Raw genomic sequence first — 18,349 nt, forward strand, 5'->3', positions numbered from 1 at the left:
GACATTTAAGTGTTGTCAGCGCATGCCCTCGCGGCGGATTGCGGTGGCAATGGCAGCGGCCCTGGTTTCCACTCCCAGCTTGGCGTAGATGTGGGCGAGGTGGGTCTTAACGGTGGCCTCCGAGATGAAAAGCCGCTGTCCAAGTTCCCGGTTGCTGAGGCCCTGCGTGAGGAGGCTGAGCAGTTCGGCCTCGCGCGGAGTGAGGATTTCGTCGGGATTGCGCAGCTGCTGGAATAGCCGGGAGGCCACGGGTGCGCTCATGACGCTCTTGCCTTGGACCGCCCCGCGGATGGCCGCGAAAATTTCATCAGGTGCGGCGTCCTTCAGCAGGTATCCCATCGCTCCGGCGTCCACTGCCCTGACGATATCCGCATCGGAGTCGTAGGTGGTGAACACCAGGATCGCCTGACCTTTGTTGCGCTCGCGGATCCGCCGGATGGCTTCGATCCCGTCCATGCCTGCGCCCATCGCCAGATCCATCACCACTACCGCGACGGCGTCCTGTTCCAGGCGTTGCAGCGCTTCCTGCCCGGACGCAGCCTCGGCGACGACGGCGATGTCGGGTTGGGTGCCCAGCAGGGCGCGCAGACCGCTTCTCACCACCAGGTGGTCGTCCACCAGCAGCACTGTTATGGGGCTCATGCGGGCTCTTCCTTGCTTCCCGGCTCCGCCGGTGCGGGCAGCTGGGCCGCGACGATGGTCCCGTGGCCGGGTTCGCTTTCCACCGAGAAAACGCCGCCTAACTGCTCCACCCGCTGCCGCATGGCGCGCAGACCGTACCCGCCAGCGTCCGACGGCGGTGCTGCCGCCGCGGGATCGAAGCCGGCGCCGTCGTCGTGAATGTCCAAAGTAACGGCGTCCGGAAGGTAGCCGAGGGTGAGCGTGGCCGTAGCGGCGCCCGCGTGAAGCTTGATGTTTGATGCTGCGCTTTGGACCACCCGGAGGAGGGCGTGGCGCACATCCGGCGGCACGGGCCGCTGGTCACCGGTGACCAGGAGCCTGGCATCCGGGACGTACTGCCTGGCCGCGAAAAGCAGGGCCTCAGGCAGGGGCGACGCGTCCAGTCCGGGGGAGGCGAGTTCATGGACCAGGCTGCGGGTCTCGGACAGGTTGCCCCGCAGCAATGCGGTGGCCTGGCCGAGATCGGCGTGGGCTGAAGGGCTGGGCCATGCCCTGTCGGCTGCTTCCAGCAGGAGCAGGCTGCTGGCCAGACCCTGGGTCACGGTGTCGTGGATTTCCCTGGAGACACGCTCCCGTTCGGCGATTGTTCCTGCCCGGCGCTCGCTGGCCGCCAGCTGCCCTTGGGCGAGGAAGATTTCCGCGTGCAGGCGGCGCTGTTCCTCGGCGTCGTGCTGGATCCTGTCGTAGATCAAGGTCAGCATCAGACCCACGGCGAGCGGGCCGAGGAGCATGGCAAGGTCAGTGCCGCCACTTAACCGGAACAGCCCTGCCGCGGTGGCAGCAGCGGTGGCTCCGGCCGCTGCGTAGGCGGCCGCGCCGCTCAGTGCACTGCGGCACAGGAAGAAGAGTGCGAAGGAGCACCAGGCAAAGCTCGGCGCCGCGATGACCAGGACCGCCCACACTGCAACCAGGGTGAATACCCACGGCGCCCCGGGCTTCCCGCGCGATGCGAGGATGGCGACGGCGAAGTACAGCAGGCAGGCGGCCGCAGCCAGTCCCAGGACGAAAACATTGTCGGCAGGGCTATGCCGCATCACGTACCTCACCAGGGACGCGACCAGCAGGACAGCGAAGCCAAGATGAACTGCGGCGTTAATGCTGCCGAAGCGGGCTGCGTTGCTGATGGACGCGCTGGTGCCGTGCGGGCCTGTCCCGCCGGCAGCGGTCGGGCCTGGGACGGGTGCGGCCGGGGCGGGGCTGGCTTGGGTAGGCATGGGAGGTCCGGTTCCGGTGGGGAATGCTACCCACCATGCTATTGCCCCCGCCCTTGCACAGTCTCTCAGCCTTTTGGCTGATACGGCTGGCCCATCGGAGCAGGACGGTACAGCCAAAGGCCCGATGGCAGGCAGCCGGAGCCCCGGAAGGATTGGGGATGAAACGAACCCCGCTCCGAAGGTGGAGCTCCGAGCAAAGGAAACAGCATGAAGAAGTCCACGAAAGTTCTTGCCGCCGCAGCCGCCAGCGCGCTTGCCCTCACCGCCGGAGTGACGGTTGCCGCAAATGCCGGCGCCGGTTCCGCTCCCGCTGCGGTCCCTGCTGTCGACATCCAGCCCGTCCCCGAGAACGTGGTGCAGCAGAACCGAATTTCGGTTGGCGCCTCAGCCGAGGCCGTGGAAGCGGCGCTGGCCAAATGCCAGGCTGACAAGCTTCCCTTTGTGACGGTGGCACTTGTGGACCGCTTCGGGACTGTGCAGGCGCTGCTTCGAGGTGACAACGCGGCCGAGCACACCATTGAAGCCGCACAGCAGAAGGCCTACACTGCCGCCGCCTTCGGAACCCCCACCAGTGAACTGGCCAAACGGATCAACGGAACCGGCCCCAGCATCGCCGACCTCCCGGGCACGCTCTTCCTTGCCGGCGGCGTCCCGCTGAAGGTGAACGGGGTTTCGGTAGCGGGCATCGGCGTCGGCGGCGCTCCCGATGGCGCGCTGGATGAGGCCTGTGCTGCGGCGGGTGCGGATGCCATCGCGACCGCCGGTGCCGCTAAGTAGGCTAAGCGCATGAGGTGGTTCGGGGCCTTGTTTCTGATGCTAAGCCTGGCTGCGTGCCAGGCGGGCCCTGGCGAGCAGCAGCCGGCGTCCCCACCGCCGTCGGTCCTGGCCACCCCGGACGCCCAGCCGCCCGCGGGGGACCGGGTTTTATCCCCAACGTCCCCCGCGCCGGCAACCGCACCGGCGACCACGCCGCCTGCGCTCTCCCCGGAAGCGCAGGCGCAGCTTGACCAGGAACTCGTAGCCGCAGCCAAAGCCAACAACGTGCCCCTGGTCAGCCAGCTGATTGCCCGCGGGGCCAATGTGAACGCCAAGGACGCCATCCAGGATTCGGCCTTCCTCTACGCGGGCGCCGAAGGATTCAATGAGGTGCTCCGGCTGACGTTGGCTGCCGGGGCAGACGTCGCCAGCGCCAACCGGTACGGCGGGACAGCCCTCATCCCGGCCAGCGAACATGGCCACGTGGAGACGGTGCAGATCCTGATCGATGCTGGTGTCCCGGTCAATCATGTCAACAACCTTGGCTGGACCGCCATGCAGGAGGCCATCCTGCTCAACAACGGCGGGCCCAGGCAGCAGGAAGTGGTCCGGCTTCTCCTGGCGGCGGGGGCCGACCCCAACATCAGGGATTCGCAGGGAAGGACAGCGCTGCAGAACGCCGAACGGATGGGCTTCGCGGAGATCGCTGCCTTGCTTCGCGTCCGGGGTTGATTTCAGCCGCAGCCCGCCGCTGGGTTTCCCCACCTTTGCCGGAAAAGTACGACGGCGCGCGGCACTTTTGGCGCGGCACGCCGCCGTCGTACCTCGAAGGTGGGGAGGTTCGGCGCCTACACAGCCTCGAGGACGCTGACGTAGTTGGCGATGCCCACGCCGCCCATGTTCTGGACCGCGGCCCGGCGGGGGCTGGCGAGCTGCATGCCGCCCGCCGTCCCGGTCAACTGCATGGCGGCGATGACGTGCTGGGATACTCCCGTGGCTCCCACGGGATGGCCCTTGGCCTTGAGGCCGCCGGAGACGTTGACGGGCAGTTTGCCGTCCTTGTACACCCAGCCCTCCTCGATTGCGCGGGCGCCCTGGCCCGGTTCCGTCAGGCCCATCGCCTCGTACATCAGCAGTTCGGCGATAGTGAAGCAGTCGTGCACTTCCGCGAAGTCCAGGCCCTCCAGCCCGACGCCGGCCATGGCCAGCGCGCGCTGCCAGGACACCCGGGTGGCGTTGAAGGCAACCGGGTCCCGGCGGGAGGCGGGGAAAAAGTCGTTGGCGTGGCCGAACCCTGCCAGCCGCACGGGTGCAGTGACGCCGCCCGTCGGGGAGCTGGACAGCACAACGGCGGCGGCGCCGTCGGACACGGGAGAGCAGTCAGTGCGGCGCAGCGGATCGGCGACCATCGGGTTCTTGTCCGAGACCGTGCGGCAGAAGTCTTCGCCCAGGTCCTTGCGCAGCTGGGCGTAGGGGTTGTCCACGCCGTTGCGGTGGTTCTTGGCGGCGATGCTGCCCAGGACGTCGCCCAGTTTTCCGTCGGCGTCGTAGCGCTTCCCGTAGTGCTTGGCCACCTCGGCAAAGAGGCCCGTGAAGCCTGTGGTGGAGGCTTTGCCCGCCATGTCATAGTCGGCGCCCAGCAGGCCTGCGCCCACCACGTCGGCGCCCGCATGGGTCATCTTTTCCGCGCCGATCACCAGCACTGTCTTCGCCGTGCCCGCCAGCAGGGACTTGGTGCCCTGCTGAAACGCCGCGGAACCGGAGGCACAGGCATTCTCCACCCGGGTGGCGGGCACGTTTGCCAGGTCTTCCGAAACCTGCAGGGCAAGTGATGACGGGAAGGCCAGCGGCATCATCCCGGAGTTAAACTGGCCGAGGTAGATTTCATCGATCCGGCCGGGCTCGATCCCGGCGTTCGCGATGGCCTCGGTGGCAACCTGGACGATCAGGGACTCCAGGGTTTCCTCCGTCAGCTTACCGAAGCGGCTGTGCCCCCAGCCGGTCAGCAGGACATCCTTGCCGAACTGTTCCTGCAGGCTCATGCCGTTGGTCCTTCCAGGGCATCGGCTGGCGTCGCAGGCCCGTCCAGGGCCACGGTGAATTCGGCCTCCGTCTTTTCCCGGATTTCCTCCACGGTGACCCCCGGGGCGAGGCGGGTCAGCGTGAGCTGCCGCCCGCCGTCGCCCGCTTTTTGCTCATTCTTCGCGAGGTCGAAGACCGCGAGGTCACTGATGATCCGGTCCACCACGGCAAGGCCGGTGAGGGGAAGCGTGCACTGCCGCACGATCTTGGCGCTGCCGTCCTTGGCGTTGTGCTCGGTGAGAACCACCACGCGCGGTGTCCCTGCCACGAGGTCCATGGCGCCGCCCATGCCCTTGACCATCTTGCCGGGGATGGTCCAGTTGGCGAGGTCCCCGTTCCCGGAAACCTGCATGGCCCCCAGGATGGCCACTTTGACGTGGCCGCCACGGATCATGCCGAATGATGTGGCGGAGTCGAAGATGCTTCCGCCGGGCAGCACGGTGACGGTCTGTTTGCCGGCGTTGATGAGGTCGGCGTCCTCCTCGCCCTCGTAGGGGAACGGTCCCATGCCCAGCAGCCCGTTTTCGCTCTGCAGCACAACCCGGACGCCATCGGGCAAATTGTTGGCCACCAACGTGGGAATCCCGATGCCCAGGTTGACGTAGTCGCCGTCGTTCAGTTCTTCGGCTGCGATGGCAGCCATTTCATCCCTGGTCCAGGCCATGGGGGTCTCCTTTGTATCGTTGGTCGCTCAGACGGTCAGGGCTTCGGTTTGCACGGCAATGGGGCGCTGCCGGACGGTGCGCTGCTCGATGTCCTTGACCCGGTCCCTGGCCTGGACGAGGCGCTGGACGAACACGCCCGGCGTGACGATGTGGTTGGGATCCAGTTGGCCCGGTTCCACGATTACCTCGGCCTCCGCGATGGTCAGGAGGCCGGCGGTTGCGACCACCGGGTTGAAGTTCCGGGCGGTGTAGCGGTAAATCAGGTTTCCGTCCGTGTCTGCGGTGTGCGCATGGACCAGCGCGACGTCGGCCCTGATGGCGCGCTCGCGGACGTACGTCTCGCCGTCGAACACCTCGTGCGGCTTGCCTTCGGCAACCAGGGTGCCCACGCCGGTTTTGGTGTAGAAAGCGGGGATGCCGGCGCCGCCGGCTCGGAGGCGCTCCGCCAGGGTGCCCTGCGGGGTGAACTCCACCTCCAGGTTGCCGGCCAGGTACTGCTCGGCGAAGAGCTTGTTTTCGCCCACGTAGCTGGCGATGACTTTGCGGACCTGGCCAGCCTCGATCAGGATGCCCAGGCCCTTGCCGTCCACCCCCATGTTGTTGGAGACCACTGTCAGGTCCTTGACGCCGGAGTCGCGAACGGCCTCGATCAGGTCCGCGGGAATTCCGCTCAGGCCGAATCCGCCGACGGCGATGGTGATGCCGTCCTGCAGTGCCCCCGCCAGGGCGTCGGTGGCTGCTGGCTGAAGTTTGGACATGGCGCCTCCTCATTGAGAATCCCGCGGTGGTGGTCCATCTTGTGGACGCGGGGCTTGAGAAGGGACACTACGGGCGGCGCGGAGGGGCTGTCAAGCAGTGAAAATTCCGGTTTGAAGTCAGTTTTTACAGTGTGGACGGTATCATTCGAGGAGTCCACATTGTGGATGCCGAAGGAGGAAAATGACTAATTCGCCAGTGCAGGGAGCCCAGGTAGTCAGCCGCATTGCCAGGCTGCTGCGGCTCGTGGGGCGCAGTTCGGAAGGGATGCCGTTGTCCGTGCTGGTGAAGGAATCCGGTCTCACAAGGCCCACCGTCCACCGGCTCCTCACCTCCCTCGCATCGGAGGGGTTGCTGGATCACGATGCCGGCAGCGGGAAGTGGGTGCTGGGCCCCGAGATGCTCCTCATGGGGTCGGTGGCAGCTGCGCGGTTTCCGCTGGAGGACATTGCCCGGCCAAGCCTCCGCAGGCTGGCCGAGGCCACCGGCGAGAGTGCCTTCTTCTCCATCCGCCGCGGTTCCGAGACCGTGTGCCTGCTGCGCGAGGAGGGGAGCTTCCCGGTCCGGTCCTTTGTGCTGCACGAGGGCGTCCGGTTCCCCCTCGGTGTGGCCTCCGCGGGCACTGCGATCATGGCGTTCCTGCCCGAGGCCGAGCAGGAGGAGCTGCTAAAGGGGTGGGCGGAACACGCAGGTGCTTTCGCTGCGGCGCATACGGAGGAACGCGTCCGGGCCAACCTCGCACAGACCAGGTTGGCGGGCTACTCGGTGAACCCGGGGCTGGTCCTGGAAGGCAGCTGGGGGATGGGCGCCGCGGTATTCGATGCGTCCGGCAGGCCCGCCTGGGCGCTTTCCCTCACGGGCATCGAGCCGCGCTTCAAGCCCGAGCGGCAGGAAGAGCTGGGCAGTCTCCTGATGGCCGAGGCGCACCGCATCACCCAGCAGCTGGGCGGCGACGGGAAGGGCGGCCGGCCCCGCTGAGTCTCCCCATGTTTGCCGGGGAACGACGACGGCGCGCCGCCCTTTCCGGTGCGGCGCGCCGTCGTGCTTGGCAAAACTGGGGAATTCAGCGGCCCTGAGCTGAATTCCCGGCTGGATTCCTACAGCCCTGCGCGCGGCTCTTCCGGGCCCTGGTGCTTCCACCAGGTATCAAAGATGGTGACGGGCACGGTGCGCTTGTGCCGGGTGCGCAGGTACTTCTCCTCGATCAGCCCAGCCACGGATTCGGGAACGTCCCGGCCTTCCAGGTAATCGTCGATCTGGTCGTAGCTCAGGCCCAGTTCGTCCTCATCCGTGCGGCCCGGCTTGTCGTCCAGCAGGTCCGCGGTGGGCACCTTTTCCCAGACGCGGGCGGGCGCGCCGAGCTCGGCCAGCAGGGCCCGGTTTTGCCGTTTGTTCAGGCCGAACAGCGGAAGGATGTCGGCGCCGCCGTCACCGTACTTGGTGAAGAAGCCGGTGACGGACTCCGCGCCGTGATCCGTGCCGACCACCAGGTAGTTGTGTTCGCCAGCCAGCGCATACTGCGCGATCATGCGGGTGCGTGCCTTGGTATTGCCTTTGTGGAAGTCGGAGATTTCCGAGCCCACGGTCTTCTCGAACTCGTCCTCGAAGCCGTCCACGGCGGCCGAGATGTTGAAGGTCCACTCGGTCTTGGGCTGGATGAAGTCCAGGGCGGCCTGGGCATCTTCCTCGTCGTGCTGGACGCCGTACGGCAGCCGCACGGCCACGAAGTTGGCGTCCACACCCTCGGCTTCGAGCTCCTCGACGGCCAGTTGGGCCAGTTTTCCGGCCAAGGACGAGTCCAGTCCGCCTGAAATACCCAGGACGAAGCCCTTGGTGTGGGTGGCCTTCAGGTAGTCCTTCAGGAATGTGACGCGCTTGCGCACCTCCCCGGCGGGGTCGATCCGGGGCTGAACGCCCATTTCTTCGATGATGCTGGCCTGGAGTTCGCGCATGTGGTCCAGCCTAGTCAGGCCTGTCAGTCCGCCTCAAGCATCCACACCGGCACGCCCCCACTAAACTGGAGTCCATGACTTCCCCCAGTGACACTGCAGTAGACGCTGCAGCCGCCCGAGCCCGCCTGCTGGAACTGATCAAGGAACTCGCCGTGGTCCGCGGCAAGGTAATCCTGTCCAGCGGAGCGGAAGCCGATTACTACATTGACCTCCGCCGCATCACGCTGCACCACGAGGCCTCCAAGCTCGTGGGCCAGGTCATGCTGGCGCTGGCGGACGACGCCGGAATCGACTTCGAGTGCGCGGGCGGACTCACCATGGGGGCCGACCCCGTGGGGACCGCGGTGATGCACGCCGCCGTCGACGCCGGCCGGAATGTTGACGCGTTTGTGGTCCGCAAAGCCCAGAAGTCCTACGGCATGGGCCGCCAGGTTGAGGGCCCGTCCGTGGAGGGCCGCAAAGTGCTGGTCCTCGAGGACACCTCCACCACGGGCGGTTCGGCGCTGACGGCAGTGGAAGGCGTCCGCAAGGCCGGGGGCAATGTTGTGGCTGTCGCCGTCATTGTGGACCGGGACACCGGCGCCAAGGAAAAAATCGAAGCGGAGACCGGGGTTCCGTACCTTTTTGCCTTCGGCAAGGACGAGCTCGGGCTTTCCTAGTCCCCGTCGTTGAGGAGCCCGGGCGCCCTGTGCCCGGGCTCCGGTGTTGGAGCGGGACGTAGGGCTGGCTTATCATTTGCGTTATCCCCTTAATTTCCCGTACGGAGAACGTGCACGATGCTCCCCCCTCAACAGCCCTTGAGCGCGACCGACCAGATCCAGAACCTCATTCTGGAAAGTGCCGACTTCGAGGCCTTCCTGAACGAACTGGCGCGGTTCTCCGCGCATCAGGTGGCCGGCGACGGCGATGACGCACTCTGCGGCATCACCCTGCTCCGGGACCGCAAGGCGGCGACGATTGGCTGGAGCAGCGACTCCGCCCGGGAAGTGGACGAAATCCAGTACTCCTTGTCCCAGGGCCCCTGCCTCACTGCGGCGGAAGAGGAACGCGAAGTCCATGTTCCGGACCTGTTCGAGGAGGACCGCTGGGGACCGGACTACGCGTCAGCAGTGGCCTCGCACGGGCTGCGGTCAGTACTGTCGCTGCCTTTCAACCTGCAGGGCGAGGCGAAGGCTGCACTGAACCTGTACTCCGACGTCCCCCATAAATTCGATGAGCGTGCCACCGCAAAGGCCCGTGGCTATACAAGGGAAATTTCGCAGGCGCTCAGGCTCGCAGTGAGGTTCTCGCTGCATACGGACAGCGCCGCAAATCTCCGGGCAACCCTGGAGTCCCGGACCATCATCGACATCGCCATCGGCATTGTGATGGCACAGAACAGGTGCAGCCAGGAGGCAGCGGTCAACATCCTCACCGAAGCCTCCAGCAACAGCAACACCAAGCTGCGCGATATCGCCAAATCATTGGTGGACTCCGTAGGAGGCGCGGGGACGCGCACGCATTACCAGGAACCAGGGAAGCGGCAGGCCGACCAGACCGCGTGACGAACGGCTTGTGCGTGGCTCGTGCTGGAGGTTACGCTTACCGAGGTTGAGCCGTCGGCCATAGACACCCTTTTTTGGAGTACCTATGGACCGCGCACTAAACGCCCTCGTTAACCTTGATGTCCCTGCCGACATTGTTTGCATTGATGTCCGCGGGAGCCTCAACCAGGACTCCCGGCCGGGTCTTGTCCAGATCATCCGCCGCATCAGGAGGATGGGGATCCGTTCCCACATCCGGGTGGAGCTTTCCCGCGCTGCCTTGGTGGAGTCCTCGGCACTGGCGGGCCTGCGCAGTGACCTCAACGCCATCGACACCGGGAGCCTGACCGGGATTTCCGGCGCAGGGGTTTCCCTTGATCTTTCGCCCGCCGGGAACGAATGGGCTGCAGCTTCGGGCTCCGCCGGGCAACCACTGACAATCCTCGACGGCTTTCCGGCCGGCGCCGTTGCAGACATCAGCGCCCTTGGCTACCCGGCTGCCGCCCCCGGTGAAGCCGGGATCCCGCCGTTGGATCTGACCGGGCTCGAGGTGCTGTGCGGCCGCGCGCTGCAGGAGTACTCGGATGAGGAACTGCTGCTCGCCAGTGACACCCTCTTCACCCTTTTGGACAACCCTGCATCTTTCCCGGGGTCTGACCTGCTGGCCCGGTACGACGACATCGGGCAGGAGATGCTGCGCCGCCAGCAGGACACCGCAGCCCCGGTTGCGGCAGCGGAAGGACAGGCTGCCAGCTGACACGGCGTCACTGAAAGGTTACCGGCGGCTTCTTGCGACGGTGTCTTCCGGTGTGCCTACGGTAGGGGTGTGCCATATGAGGGGGAAGTTTATCCGCAGGACCGGCGCGGGGCTTATGGAGTCCGGCTGCTGCAGGATGCTGCTGCCCTGAAACAGTTTTCCCGCCGGGGATTCCTGGCGGGAGCAGGCCTGTCAGGCCTGCTAGCCGCAGACATGCTGCTCACGCGGCAGGTGCAGTCTGCCCGCCAGGTGAACCGGGTCCTGGCTGTTCCGGACGATTTCGCTGATGAGTACTATCCGGACGCCAGCTGGTTCTTGTTCCCCGGCTATAAAACCAGCTGGGAAGAGGCGCAGTGGATCCTCAACTCCCTTCGTGGCGCGTTGAACAAGCGCGCCAGGCTCGCCGCCATCGGCTATTCCAACCTGGGCCTGGACATTGATGAGGTTGTTATCGCCGTCATCGAGTACGTCCGTGCCCAAAAGCTCACCAAGCTGTTTTTCTACGGGCACAGTTTCGGTGGAATGGTGGCCACCCAGGTAGCCGCCCGGCTGCGGGAGCTCCATGGGCTGGAGGTGCAATTCATCGTCCTGGACTCCAGCCCGTACAGCAAGCACGACGTCCTGGACCAAAGCTGGTTCGACGGCGTGGTGTTCCTGTACGAAAGAGGTTTTCGGTTCCCGTCCGCCCTCCGCGGTGGCTATGAACTGGGGGAGCGGGTCATCCATAAGGATGAACGGAGCTGGCGGCAGATCCTTGACCAGACGCTCGAACAGCTGTCGCCGATCGCACCGTCCAGCCTGCTCGTCCAGTCGGAGTCTGCCTACATCTACCACTTCGATGGGACCCGGTTCACGGACAAAATAGGCGGAGCCAAAATGGCCTACATCGGCAACCCCCGCGACCGCACCGTGCGTTACCAGACGGCGGTGGAGGCATGGGCGGTGGCGTTCAAGGCGAACATGGTTTCCAGCGGGCTTCAGACCGAAGGGGCCGCCCCCGCCCACGCCAGCCCCGGCTGGAACCCAAACATCTACCGGCCCATCCTGGACGAGCTCCTGGACGAGAACTTCCCGTTGCCCCGGGGAGGATCCCGGGTGACGGTCTTCTAGCGCCGGACCTAGATCTGGTTCTTCAGGTCCGCCACGGAGTTCAACACCTGGTTGGGTCGGAACGGGTACGAGCCGATCTCTTCGCGCTGGGTGATCCCGCTGAGCACCAGGACGGTGTGCAGCCCTGCTTCCATGCCCGCAACGATGTCCGTGTCCATCCGGTCCCCGATCATGGCGGTGGTCTCGGAGTGCGCGTCAATCTGGTTCATGGCGGAGCGGAACATCATCGGGTTGGGTTTGCCCACAATGTAGGGTTCCCGGTCCGTTGCCTTGGTGATGAGGGCTGCGATGGCGCCGGTAGCCGGTAGGGGTCCGTCCTTGGATGGTCCGGTGGCGTCAGGGTTCGTGGCGATGAACCGTGCCCCGGCCAGGATAAGACGGATGGCGGTGGTGATGGCCTCGAAGGAATACGTGCGCGTCTCGCCGAGCACCACAAAGTCCGGGTCCTGGTCGGTGAGAATGAAGCCGGCCTCGTGCAGCGCCGTCGTCAGTCCTGCCTCACCGATGGTGTAGGCGCGGTTCCCGGAACCGGAACCCTCCACCTGGTTCTTGAGGAACTGGGCGGTGGCCAGGGCTGATGTCCAGATGTTCTCCTCCGGAACCTCCAGCCCGGAGGCACGCAGCCGCGCGGCAAGGTCGCGCGGGGTGAAGATGGAGTTGTTGGTGAGCACCAGGAAGCGCTTGGACGTGTCCACCCACCGCTGGATCAGCTCGGCGGCGCCGGGCACCGCCTGGTTTTCGTGGACCAGGACGCCGTCCATGTCCGTCAGCCAGCACTCGATGTCCTGCCCGCTGCGGTACACCGAAGGTGACCCTTTAACCTTGTCCGCTTCTGCCATGCCTACCTCCGCCGGTGATGAAAGCCCGAAAGGTCCAGTCTAGTGTTGAGGGGTGAACCAAACGCCCGGTATGACGTCCGAACCGCCAGCAGCATCCGGAGAGGCACCCCCGGAGGGGCCGGGCGAAAAGCCGGAAGTCGGCGTCGGACCCTGGGAAGGCGAGCTGCCGGAGGGTGACCACTGGGACCCTGACCTCCTGGCGGACGGCGACCGCCGCAATGTGCTGGACAAGTACCGCTACTGGAAGCATGACGCGATCGTGGCGGAGCTGGACTCCCGGCGGCACAACTTCCACGTCGCGATCGAAAACTGGCAGCACGACCTCAACATCGGCACGGTGGTGCGCACAGCGAATGCTTTCCTCGCCAAGGAGGTGCACATCATCGGACGACGGCGGTGGAACCGCCGGGGCGCGATGGTCACCGACCGCTACCAGCATGTCCGCCACCACCCCACCGTGGAGGATTTTGTGGCCTGGGCGCAGGGGGAGGGGCTGGCGATCATCGGGATCGACATCTTCCCGGACTCCGTTCCGCTCGAAACCTACGAACTGCCCAAGGACTGCGTGCTGGTGTTTGGCCAGGAAGGCCCAGGGCTGACCCCCGAGGTGCATGAGGCCGCCCTCGCCACCCTGTCCATCGAGCAGTTCGGGTCCACCAGGTCCATCAATGCGGCCTCGGCAGCCGCAATCGCCATGCACGCCTGGGTACGCCGGCACGTGTTCAACCAGCACGTGTAGGGTGCGCGAAATGGCATTTAACGGCAAAGCTGGCGCCCCGGATTGCCGTTAAATGCCATCTCGCTGTGTTCTTGATGCGTGGGATGTGGATAACTCCTTCCGGCCAGTCCTACCGGGCGAGAATGGGGGATGCGCAGGGCAGCCCTTCCACCTCACTTGACCAACGGTTCCTTTTCCCTCCGGGCTTCCGACAAGGCCGGGGTCACGCGTACGCGCACGGCGGCGAAGGACCTGGTGACTGTTTCACGGGGAATCCGGGTGCCGGCAAAGTCTGAAGCCACGGGGCCGCTGGCATTGCGGGCCTACACTGACCTTGACGACACGTCGATCCTGGCGTCATTGTCGGCCGCGCACGTTTGGGGCGTGCCGTTGCCAGCCCGATGGACCGGTGACTGGCGGATCCACCTCGCCCGGCGCCGCGGTTTCAGCTTCCCGCGTCGTGCCAACGTCGTAGGGCACCTGTTGACTTTCCTCCCGGATGAGGTGACGGAGTACGACGACGTCCGGCTCACCTCGCCTGCGCGGACCTGGCTGGACTTGGCTTCCATGCTTGAAGTGGCGGAACTGGTGGCGGTGGGCGACTATCTCGTCTGCTCCCATGGATCCGCGTTCCCACGCTCAAAGGAGGCCATCTGCAGTATCGAAGAGTTGCGCGGCATCATCGGTCAGCATCCCGGGATGAGGGGCGTTCGCACTGCCCGCGGAGCGCTTGACCTGATTCGAGTGGGATCGGATTCTGCACCCGAGACCCGGATGCGCCTGCTGCTCATTGATGCCGGGCTACCGGAACCGCTCCTGAACCACGTGCTGTTGGACCAGCGTGGAGTTCCTGTCCTTTGGCCGGACGCAGCCTACCCACAATGGAAGATTGCACTTCAGTATGACGGTGAACACCATGGCGGCGCGGAGCAGTACCTCAGGGATATCCGTCGGCAGGACATGACCGCCTCACAGGGCTGGATGGAAGTCCGGATTTGCAAGCAGCACCTCGAAGGCGAGCGCCCCGCCGTCGTGCAGAAGGTCAGGCGGGCGCTACAAAGCAAGGGCTGGAGCCGAAATGACAGATAAGGGCAATTGCGAGCCCCGCCATTGCCATTAAGTGCCAGCTCGGCTGGGACGTGCGAGGTAAGGGTGCGGCGTAACCCGGAACACTCTTTGCGCGGTAATGGCTAGGATGGTGCTAGCCGTAAGCGGTACTCCAGGGTTACCAGCCCACCGACGAACCTCAGCATAGGAGTCAGCATGCCCATTGCAACCCCAGAGATCTACTCCGAGATGATCGACCGCGCGAAGGCGGGTGGATTCGCGTTCCCGGCTGTGAACGTCACGTCCTCGCAGACGCTGAACGCAGCCCTGCGCGGCTTCGCGGAAGCTGAGTCGGACGGCATCGTTCAGGTCTCCACCGGCGGTGCGGCCTACTGGTCCGGTGCCTCCACGAAGGATATGGTTGCAGGCTCCCTGGGCTTCGCCGCCTTCGCCCGTGAAGTGGCGAAGAACTACAACGTCAACATCGCCCTGCACACGGACCACTGCCCCAAGGACAAGCTGGACGGTTTTGTGCTGCCCCTGCTCGCAGCGTCCGAGGCTGAGGTCAAGGCCGGCCGCAACCCGTTGTTCAACTCCCACATGTGGGACGGCTCCGCTGAGACCCTGCAGGAAAACCTGCGTATCGCCCGGGAGCTGCTGGAGCGCACCGCGGCCGCGAAGATGATCCTTGAGGTCGAGATCGGCACCGTGGGCGGCGAAGAGGACGGTGTTGAGAACGAGATCAACGAGAAGCTTTACACCACCGTCGAGGACGCCCTGGCCACCATTGATGCACTTGGCGCCGGCGAGAACGGCCGCTACATCACCGCTCTGACCTTCGGCAACGTCCACGGCGTCTACAAGCCCGGCGGTGTTAAGCTGCGCCCGGAGATCCTCAAGGACATCCAGGCCCAGGTGGGCGCCAAGATTGGCAAGGACAGCCCGTTCGACCTCGTGTTCCACGGCGGTTCCGGCTCCTCGGACCAGGAAATCGCCGACGCTGTTTCCTACGGCACCATCAAGATGAACATCGACACCGACACCCAGTACGCCTACACGCGTCCGGTGGCGGACCACATGTTCCGCAACTACGACGGTGTCCTGAAGGTCGACGGTGAAGTGGGCAACAAAAAGACCTACGATCCCCGCGTCTGGGGTGCCTCCGCTGAAGCCGGCCTGGCAGCCCGCGTGGTGGAAGCCACGAAGCAGCTCGGTTCGGCCGGAAAGACTTTCTAGATGTCGGACGAGTTCCGCAAGAACCTGATGGGCCCCGAGCCCACGCTCCTGCCTGCCGAGACCGAGGTCTACCAGCAGCTGGAAGCAGGCCAGGAAGCCCTGGACCTGGTGGAAAAGCACCCCACATCCTCGCTGCTGTGGGCCGTGCTGGCCGAAGAGGCCTGGGCTGAGGGGCGAACCATCGATTCCTACGCCTACTCGCGGGTGGGCTACCACCGCGGGCTGGACTCGCTGCGCCGCAACGGCTGGCGGGGCGTTGGCCCCATCCCGTGGGAGCACGAGCCCAACCGCGGCTTCCTGCGGGCGCTGTACTCGCTGGGGCGCGCTGCCGCCGCGATCGGCGAGGCGGAGGAGCCGGAACGGATCGAGAAGTTCCTGAACGATTCGGACCCCACGGCGAAGGCAGCCATCGAAAGCAAGTAATACAACGCGGGGTCGCTTTCCGCCCTCTCCGATAGCCGGATTCGGCTGGACGATCCCCACCGCCTCCCTCGCTTCGCTGCGCTCAGCCAGGGAACCCGGGCGGCGGAGGCCCCTTAGGCCGACGACGGCCGGTCACCTTTTTGAAAAGGTGACCGGCCGTCGTCGAACTTTAAGGCTTCCGATGGGGAACTAGCTGGATTTCTGCAGGCCCGTCCGGGCCATCGCGTCGGCGTAGGCCACGCGCATGTCCTCGAGGTACTCCTCCTGGCGGGCAGGCGACCCGGCGAAAGCGCGGCCGCTGAGGGAACGCACCTTGTAGGTCTTCAGGCCGCGGCGCCAGAGCAGCGGCACTTCGGTCTTCAGCAGCAGGTTGGCCAGGCGGTTGGCCTCCGTGCCGTGTGCCACGATCACCGAGGCGCGCGGAACGAGTGCCAGAAACTTCAGCAAAGGCTTGAGGCCCGCGGAAATCTGGTCGGGCGTGAATTTCCCGTTGGCCTCTCCGGCGACATGCCAGGGGTGGACGTTCCAGGGCATAACGAACTCCGGCCGCAGTCCCAGCTTCCACTGGATCCCCAGCATCCGGGTGGCGGCGTCGTGGTCGCCGGCGGTGATGAAACCGGACGGGTCGGCCTCACCGATGTTCGAGTACAGGCTGATGATGCGGCATTCGTCGACGTCGTGCATGGGGTCCACGTAGGGCACGATGGTGCCGGGCTTGGTGTCCTGCAGGGAATCGCACAGTTCGTTGACGGCTGCAACATTGGGTTCGTAGCGGCGGTTCAGAAGCTGCTCATGGAAGGTTTCGGGTGCCAGGGCTGTCATGTAGTGCTGGGTCTCCTGCGGGGATTGGTGTTGCTGCCACCGCGAAAATGGGCGCACGATGGCGCAGCAATCCGAAGTGGTTGAAATGGGGCGGACCGATTCCTGGTCGGCCTTTACCAGTTTAGCAAGCCCCGCGAAACGAAACGCCGGTCCCGTGCACCCAAATCCAAAAGGGCACGGAACCGGCGAGTTCAGCGTTTATTGTCCGGTGGCTACCAGAGCCGCTTGGTGGCCCGGCGCGCACCCTCTCCCAGGGCTTCCAGCTTCGCGAAGGCGATCTGCGGATGGACCCTGCCGCCCAGGCCGCAGTCGGTGGAGGCGGTGACGTTCTCACGGCCCACAACATCTGCGAACCGTACGATCCGGTCCGCCACCAGGTCCGGGTGCTCCACCACATTGGTGGCGTGCGAGACGATACCGGGGATGATGACCTTGCCCTCGGGGAGCCTGGTGTCCTCCCAGACCCGCCACTCGTGCTCGTGGCGGACGTTGGCAGCCTCGAAGGAATAGCCCCCGGCGTTGATCTGCAGCATGGTGTCCACCAGGTCCGCAAGGGGAAGGTCGGTGGTGTGCGGGCCGTGCCAAGAACCCCAGCAGAGGTGGAAGCGGACCTGCTCTTCGGGAAGGCCGCGGAGGGCGTAGTTCAGGGCCTCCACGCGGATCTGGGTGAACTTGAGGTAGTCGGCCACGCTCGGCTCGGGGCTGATCTGGTCCCAGTTCTCGGCGATGGAGGGATCGTCGATCTGAAGGATCAGGCCGGCGTCGATGATGGCCTTGTACTCTTCGCGAAGCGCGTCGGCGAAGGCATAGATGTACTCCTCCTCCGTGGCGTAGTACTCGTTGGTGATGCGGGACGCGCTGCCGGGGGAGAGGGCCGCGACGAACCCGTCCTTCAGTCCGGTGGCGGCCAGGCCTGCCTTCAGGTTAGCGATGTCGGAGGCGACGGCGTCCTGGCCTGTGTAGACGAGCGGTCCGGTGACCTTGGGGAACGGCTTGGGGCCACCGGTGAAGATGCCGCTGGTGGGATCGTTGTAGGCCTCGGCAAAGTTGGTGCGGTCGCGGCGGTGGATGAAGCCGGTCAGCTGGACGTTGCCCGGGGTGGATTCCTTCGGTTCAACCGCCCACTTGGCGTCGTTGTCCAGTTCCAGCCCGCCCATGCGCGCGAAGGAGTAGGACCACCAGGCGCCGTAGTCCACAGCAGCGGACATCGCGTGCCCGTATTCGCCGTCGTTGGGGATATCAATGCCCAGACTTTCCTGGCGCTGGACCAGGTCCACCACGGAAGCGGTGAGCAGTTCGTTATAGCCCTCTACGTCGGCAGGGTCCGCTTCGCGTGCGGCGTTGGCGGCAATAAGTTCTGGGGTACGGGGCAATGATCCGGCGTGGGTGACGCGGATGTGGTCAGTGTTCAGGGACATGCTGGAATTCCTTTCCATCGGTCCTGGCAGTAGCACCTTCGCAGGCAGGACGTACCTGCGCTATGTGGGTTGCTGCGGCGTCATCGATCCAGGTCTCTCGGCCGCTCCGGATGGGTTCTCTCACTTAAATGCACCGGTACGCCCGGGAGCAAATCGGCTTGCGGATTATGTCGGGCGGAACTCCGGGCGGTGCCGCCCAAAACCAGGGCCGGAAACCCACGTTTCAGAACGTGATAACTGACTGCAGATCATTGTCATATCCATTGACAGGATTGGTCCAGGTTGGTTGGCTTTTGTCACAGCCCACATGGGGGACATTGCGGGCTGGCCCCAGCTGATGCATTCGAAAG

At 65.3% G+C, this 18,349-nt stretch carries 20 protein-coding genes and 1 riboswitch; of the genes, 11 read left to right on the forward strand and 9 right to left on the reverse strand.

Annotated features, from left to right (window positions below; all coding sequences use genetic code 11):
* Positions 1-15: 15 nt before the first annotated feature.
* Positions 16-642, reverse strand: a complete 627-nt coding sequence (locus tag M1D93_RS03445) for a response regulator (RefSeq protein WP_461173790.1) — start codon at positions 640-642, stop codon at positions 16-18.
* The gene (locus M1D93_RS03450) at positions 639-1,895 is read right to left on the reverse strand and encodes a sensor histidine kinase (RefSeq protein WP_461173791.1); all 1,257 of its coding nucleotides are present in this window, start codon (positions 1,893-1,895) and stop codon (positions 639-641) included. Before M1D93_RS03450 ends, M1D93_RS03445 begins: the two co-directional genes overlap by 4 nt.
* Positions 1,896-2,102: 207 nt before the next feature.
* Between M1D93_RS03450 and M1D93_RS03455 the strand changes: the two genes are divergently transcribed.
* Complete coding sequence (locus M1D93_RS03455) at positions 2,103-2,672, forward strand: GlcG/HbpS family heme-binding protein (protein WP_461173792.1); 570 nt, start codon at positions 2,103-2,105, stop codon at positions 2,670-2,672.
* Between the two features lie 9 nt (positions 2,673-2,681).
* Positions 2,682-3,383: an ankyrin repeat domain-containing protein gene (locus M1D93_RS03460; protein WP_461173793.1), complete on the forward strand. Its 702-nt coding sequence runs from the start codon at positions 2,682-2,684 to the stop codon at positions 3,381-3,383.
* A 116-nt stretch (positions 3,384-3,499) separates the two neighbouring features.
* Here M1D93_RS03460 and M1D93_RS03465 read toward each other — a convergent pair whose 3' ends face one another.
* The 3 genes from M1D93_RS03465 to M1D93_RS03475 are packed head-to-tail and all read right to left on the reverse strand — an operon-like array spanning position 3,500 to position 6,156.
* The gene (locus tag M1D93_RS03465) at positions 3,500-4,693 is read right to left on the reverse strand and encodes an acetyl-CoA acetyltransferase (RefSeq protein ID WP_461173794.1); all 1,194 of its coding nucleotides are present in this window, start codon (positions 4,691-4,693) and stop codon (positions 3,500-3,502) included.
* Complete coding sequence (locus M1D93_RS03470) at positions 4,690-5,397, reverse strand: CoA transferase subunit B (RefSeq protein WP_461173795.1); 708 nt, start codon at positions 5,395-5,397, stop codon at positions 4,690-4,692. The genes M1D93_RS03465 and M1D93_RS03470 overlap by 4 nt, the downstream gene beginning before the upstream one ends.
* Positions 5,398-5,424: 27 nt before the next feature.
* A complete protein-coding gene (locus M1D93_RS03475) occupies positions 5,425-6,156 on the reverse strand; it encodes a CoA transferase subunit A (RefSeq protein WP_461173796.1) in 732 nt (243 codons plus the stop codon).
* Positions 6,157-6,337: 181 nt separating this feature from the next.
* Between M1D93_RS03475 and M1D93_RS03480 the strand changes: the two genes are divergently transcribed.
* Positions 6,338-7,132, forward strand: a complete 795-nt coding sequence (locus M1D93_RS03480) for an IclR family transcriptional regulator (RefSeq protein ID WP_461173797.1) — start codon at positions 6,338-6,340, stop codon at positions 7,130-7,132.
* 119 nt (positions 7,133-7,251) lie between these two features.
* On the opposite strand, the gene nadE is transcribed toward M1D93_RS03480, so the two are convergent.
* Positions 7,252-8,106 carry an ammonia-dependent NAD(+) synthetase gene (gene nadE, locus M1D93_RS03485; RefSeq protein ID WP_461173798.1) on the reverse strand — a complete coding sequence of 285 codons (855 nt, stop codon included), beginning with the start codon at positions 8,104-8,106 and terminating at the stop codon, positions 7,252-7,254.
* A 74-nt stretch (positions 8,107-8,180) separates the two neighbouring features.
* Between nadE and pyrE the strand changes: the two genes are divergently transcribed.
* The 4 genes from pyrE (at position 8,181) to M1D93_RS03505 (ending at position 11,496) form a co-directional block, all read left to right on the forward strand.
* Positions 8,181-8,765, forward strand: coding sequence for an orotate phosphoribosyltransferase (gene pyrE / locus M1D93_RS03490; RefSeq protein WP_461173799.1), 585 nt, complete (start codon positions 8,181-8,183; stop codon positions 8,763-8,765).
* 117 nt (positions 8,766-8,882) lie between these two features.
* On the forward strand, positions 8,883-9,650 hold the full coding sequence (locus M1D93_RS03495; protein WP_461173800.1) for a GAF and ANTAR domain-containing protein: 768 nt from the start codon (positions 8,883-8,885) through the stop codon (positions 9,648-9,650).
* Between the two features lie 85 nt (positions 9,651-9,735).
* Positions 9,736-10,386, forward strand: coding sequence for a hypothetical protein (locus tag M1D93_RS03500; protein ID WP_461173801.1), 651 nt, complete (start codon positions 9,736-9,738; stop codon positions 10,384-10,386).
* Between the two features lie 69 nt (positions 10,387-10,455).
* Positions 10,456-11,496 (forward strand): thioesterase domain-containing protein, encoded by a 1,041-nt coding sequence (locus tag M1D93_RS03505; protein WP_461173802.1) that lies wholly within the window; start codon positions 10,456-10,458, stop codon positions 11,494-11,496.
* Between the two features lie 8 nt (positions 11,497-11,504).
* Here M1D93_RS03505 and M1D93_RS03510 read toward each other — a convergent pair whose 3' ends face one another.
* Entirely contained in the window at positions 11,505-12,335 is an 831-nt protein-coding gene (locus tag M1D93_RS03510; RefSeq protein ID WP_461173803.1) for an HAD-IIA family hydrolase, read from the reverse strand.
* Between the two features lie 70 nt (positions 12,336-12,405).
* On the opposite strand from M1D93_RS03510, the gene M1D93_RS03515 reads away from it, so the two are divergent.
* The 4 genes from M1D93_RS03515 to M1D93_RS03530 all read left to right on the forward strand — a co-directional run bounded on the left by M1D93_RS03515 (position 12,406) and on the right by M1D93_RS03530 (position 15,759).
* Positions 12,406-13,074 carry a TrmH family RNA methyltransferase gene (locus M1D93_RS03515; protein ID WP_461173804.1) on the forward strand — a complete coding sequence of 223 codons (669 nt, stop codon included), beginning with the start codon at positions 12,406-12,408 and terminating at the stop codon, positions 13,072-13,074.
* A 234-nt stretch (positions 13,075-13,308) separates the two neighbouring features.
* Complete coding sequence (locus M1D93_RS03520) at positions 13,309-14,142, forward strand: hypothetical protein (protein ID WP_461173805.1); 834 nt, start codon at positions 13,309-13,311, stop codon at positions 14,140-14,142.
* Positions 14,143-14,316: 174 nt separating this feature from the next.
* Positions 14,317-15,336: a class II fructose-bisphosphate aldolase gene (gene fbaA / locus M1D93_RS03525; protein WP_461173806.1), complete on the forward strand. Its 1,020-nt coding sequence runs from the start codon at positions 14,317-14,319 to the stop codon at positions 15,334-15,336.
* Positions 15,337-15,759 (forward strand): DUF3151 domain-containing protein, encoded by a 423-nt coding sequence (locus M1D93_RS03530; protein WP_461173807.1) that lies wholly within the window; start codon positions 15,337-15,339, stop codon positions 15,757-15,759.
* Between the two features lie 189 nt (positions 15,760-15,948).
* Here the strand turns inward: M1D93_RS03530 and M1D93_RS03535 are convergent, their stop codons facing one another.
* Together M1D93_RS03535 and M1D93_RS03540 are read right to left on the reverse strand one after the other, a co-directional pair.
* The gene (locus M1D93_RS03535) at positions 15,949-16,581 is read right to left on the reverse strand and encodes a uracil-DNA glycosylase family protein (RefSeq protein WP_461173808.1); all 633 of its coding nucleotides are present in this window, start codon (positions 16,579-16,581) and stop codon (positions 15,949-15,951) included.
* A gap of 212 nt (positions 16,582-16,793) precedes the next feature.
* A complete protein-coding gene (locus M1D93_RS03540; protein ID WP_461173809.1) occupies positions 16,794-17,999 on the reverse strand; it encodes a cobalamin-independent methionine synthase II family protein in 1,206 nt (401 codons plus the stop codon).
* Between the two features lie 11 nt (positions 18,000-18,010).
* A riboswitch (SAM riboswitch) is annotated at positions 18,011-18,116 on the reverse strand.
* Positions 18,117-18,349: the final 233 nt, after the last annotated feature.

Source organism: Arthrobacter sp. Z1-9, from assembly GCF_054792695.1.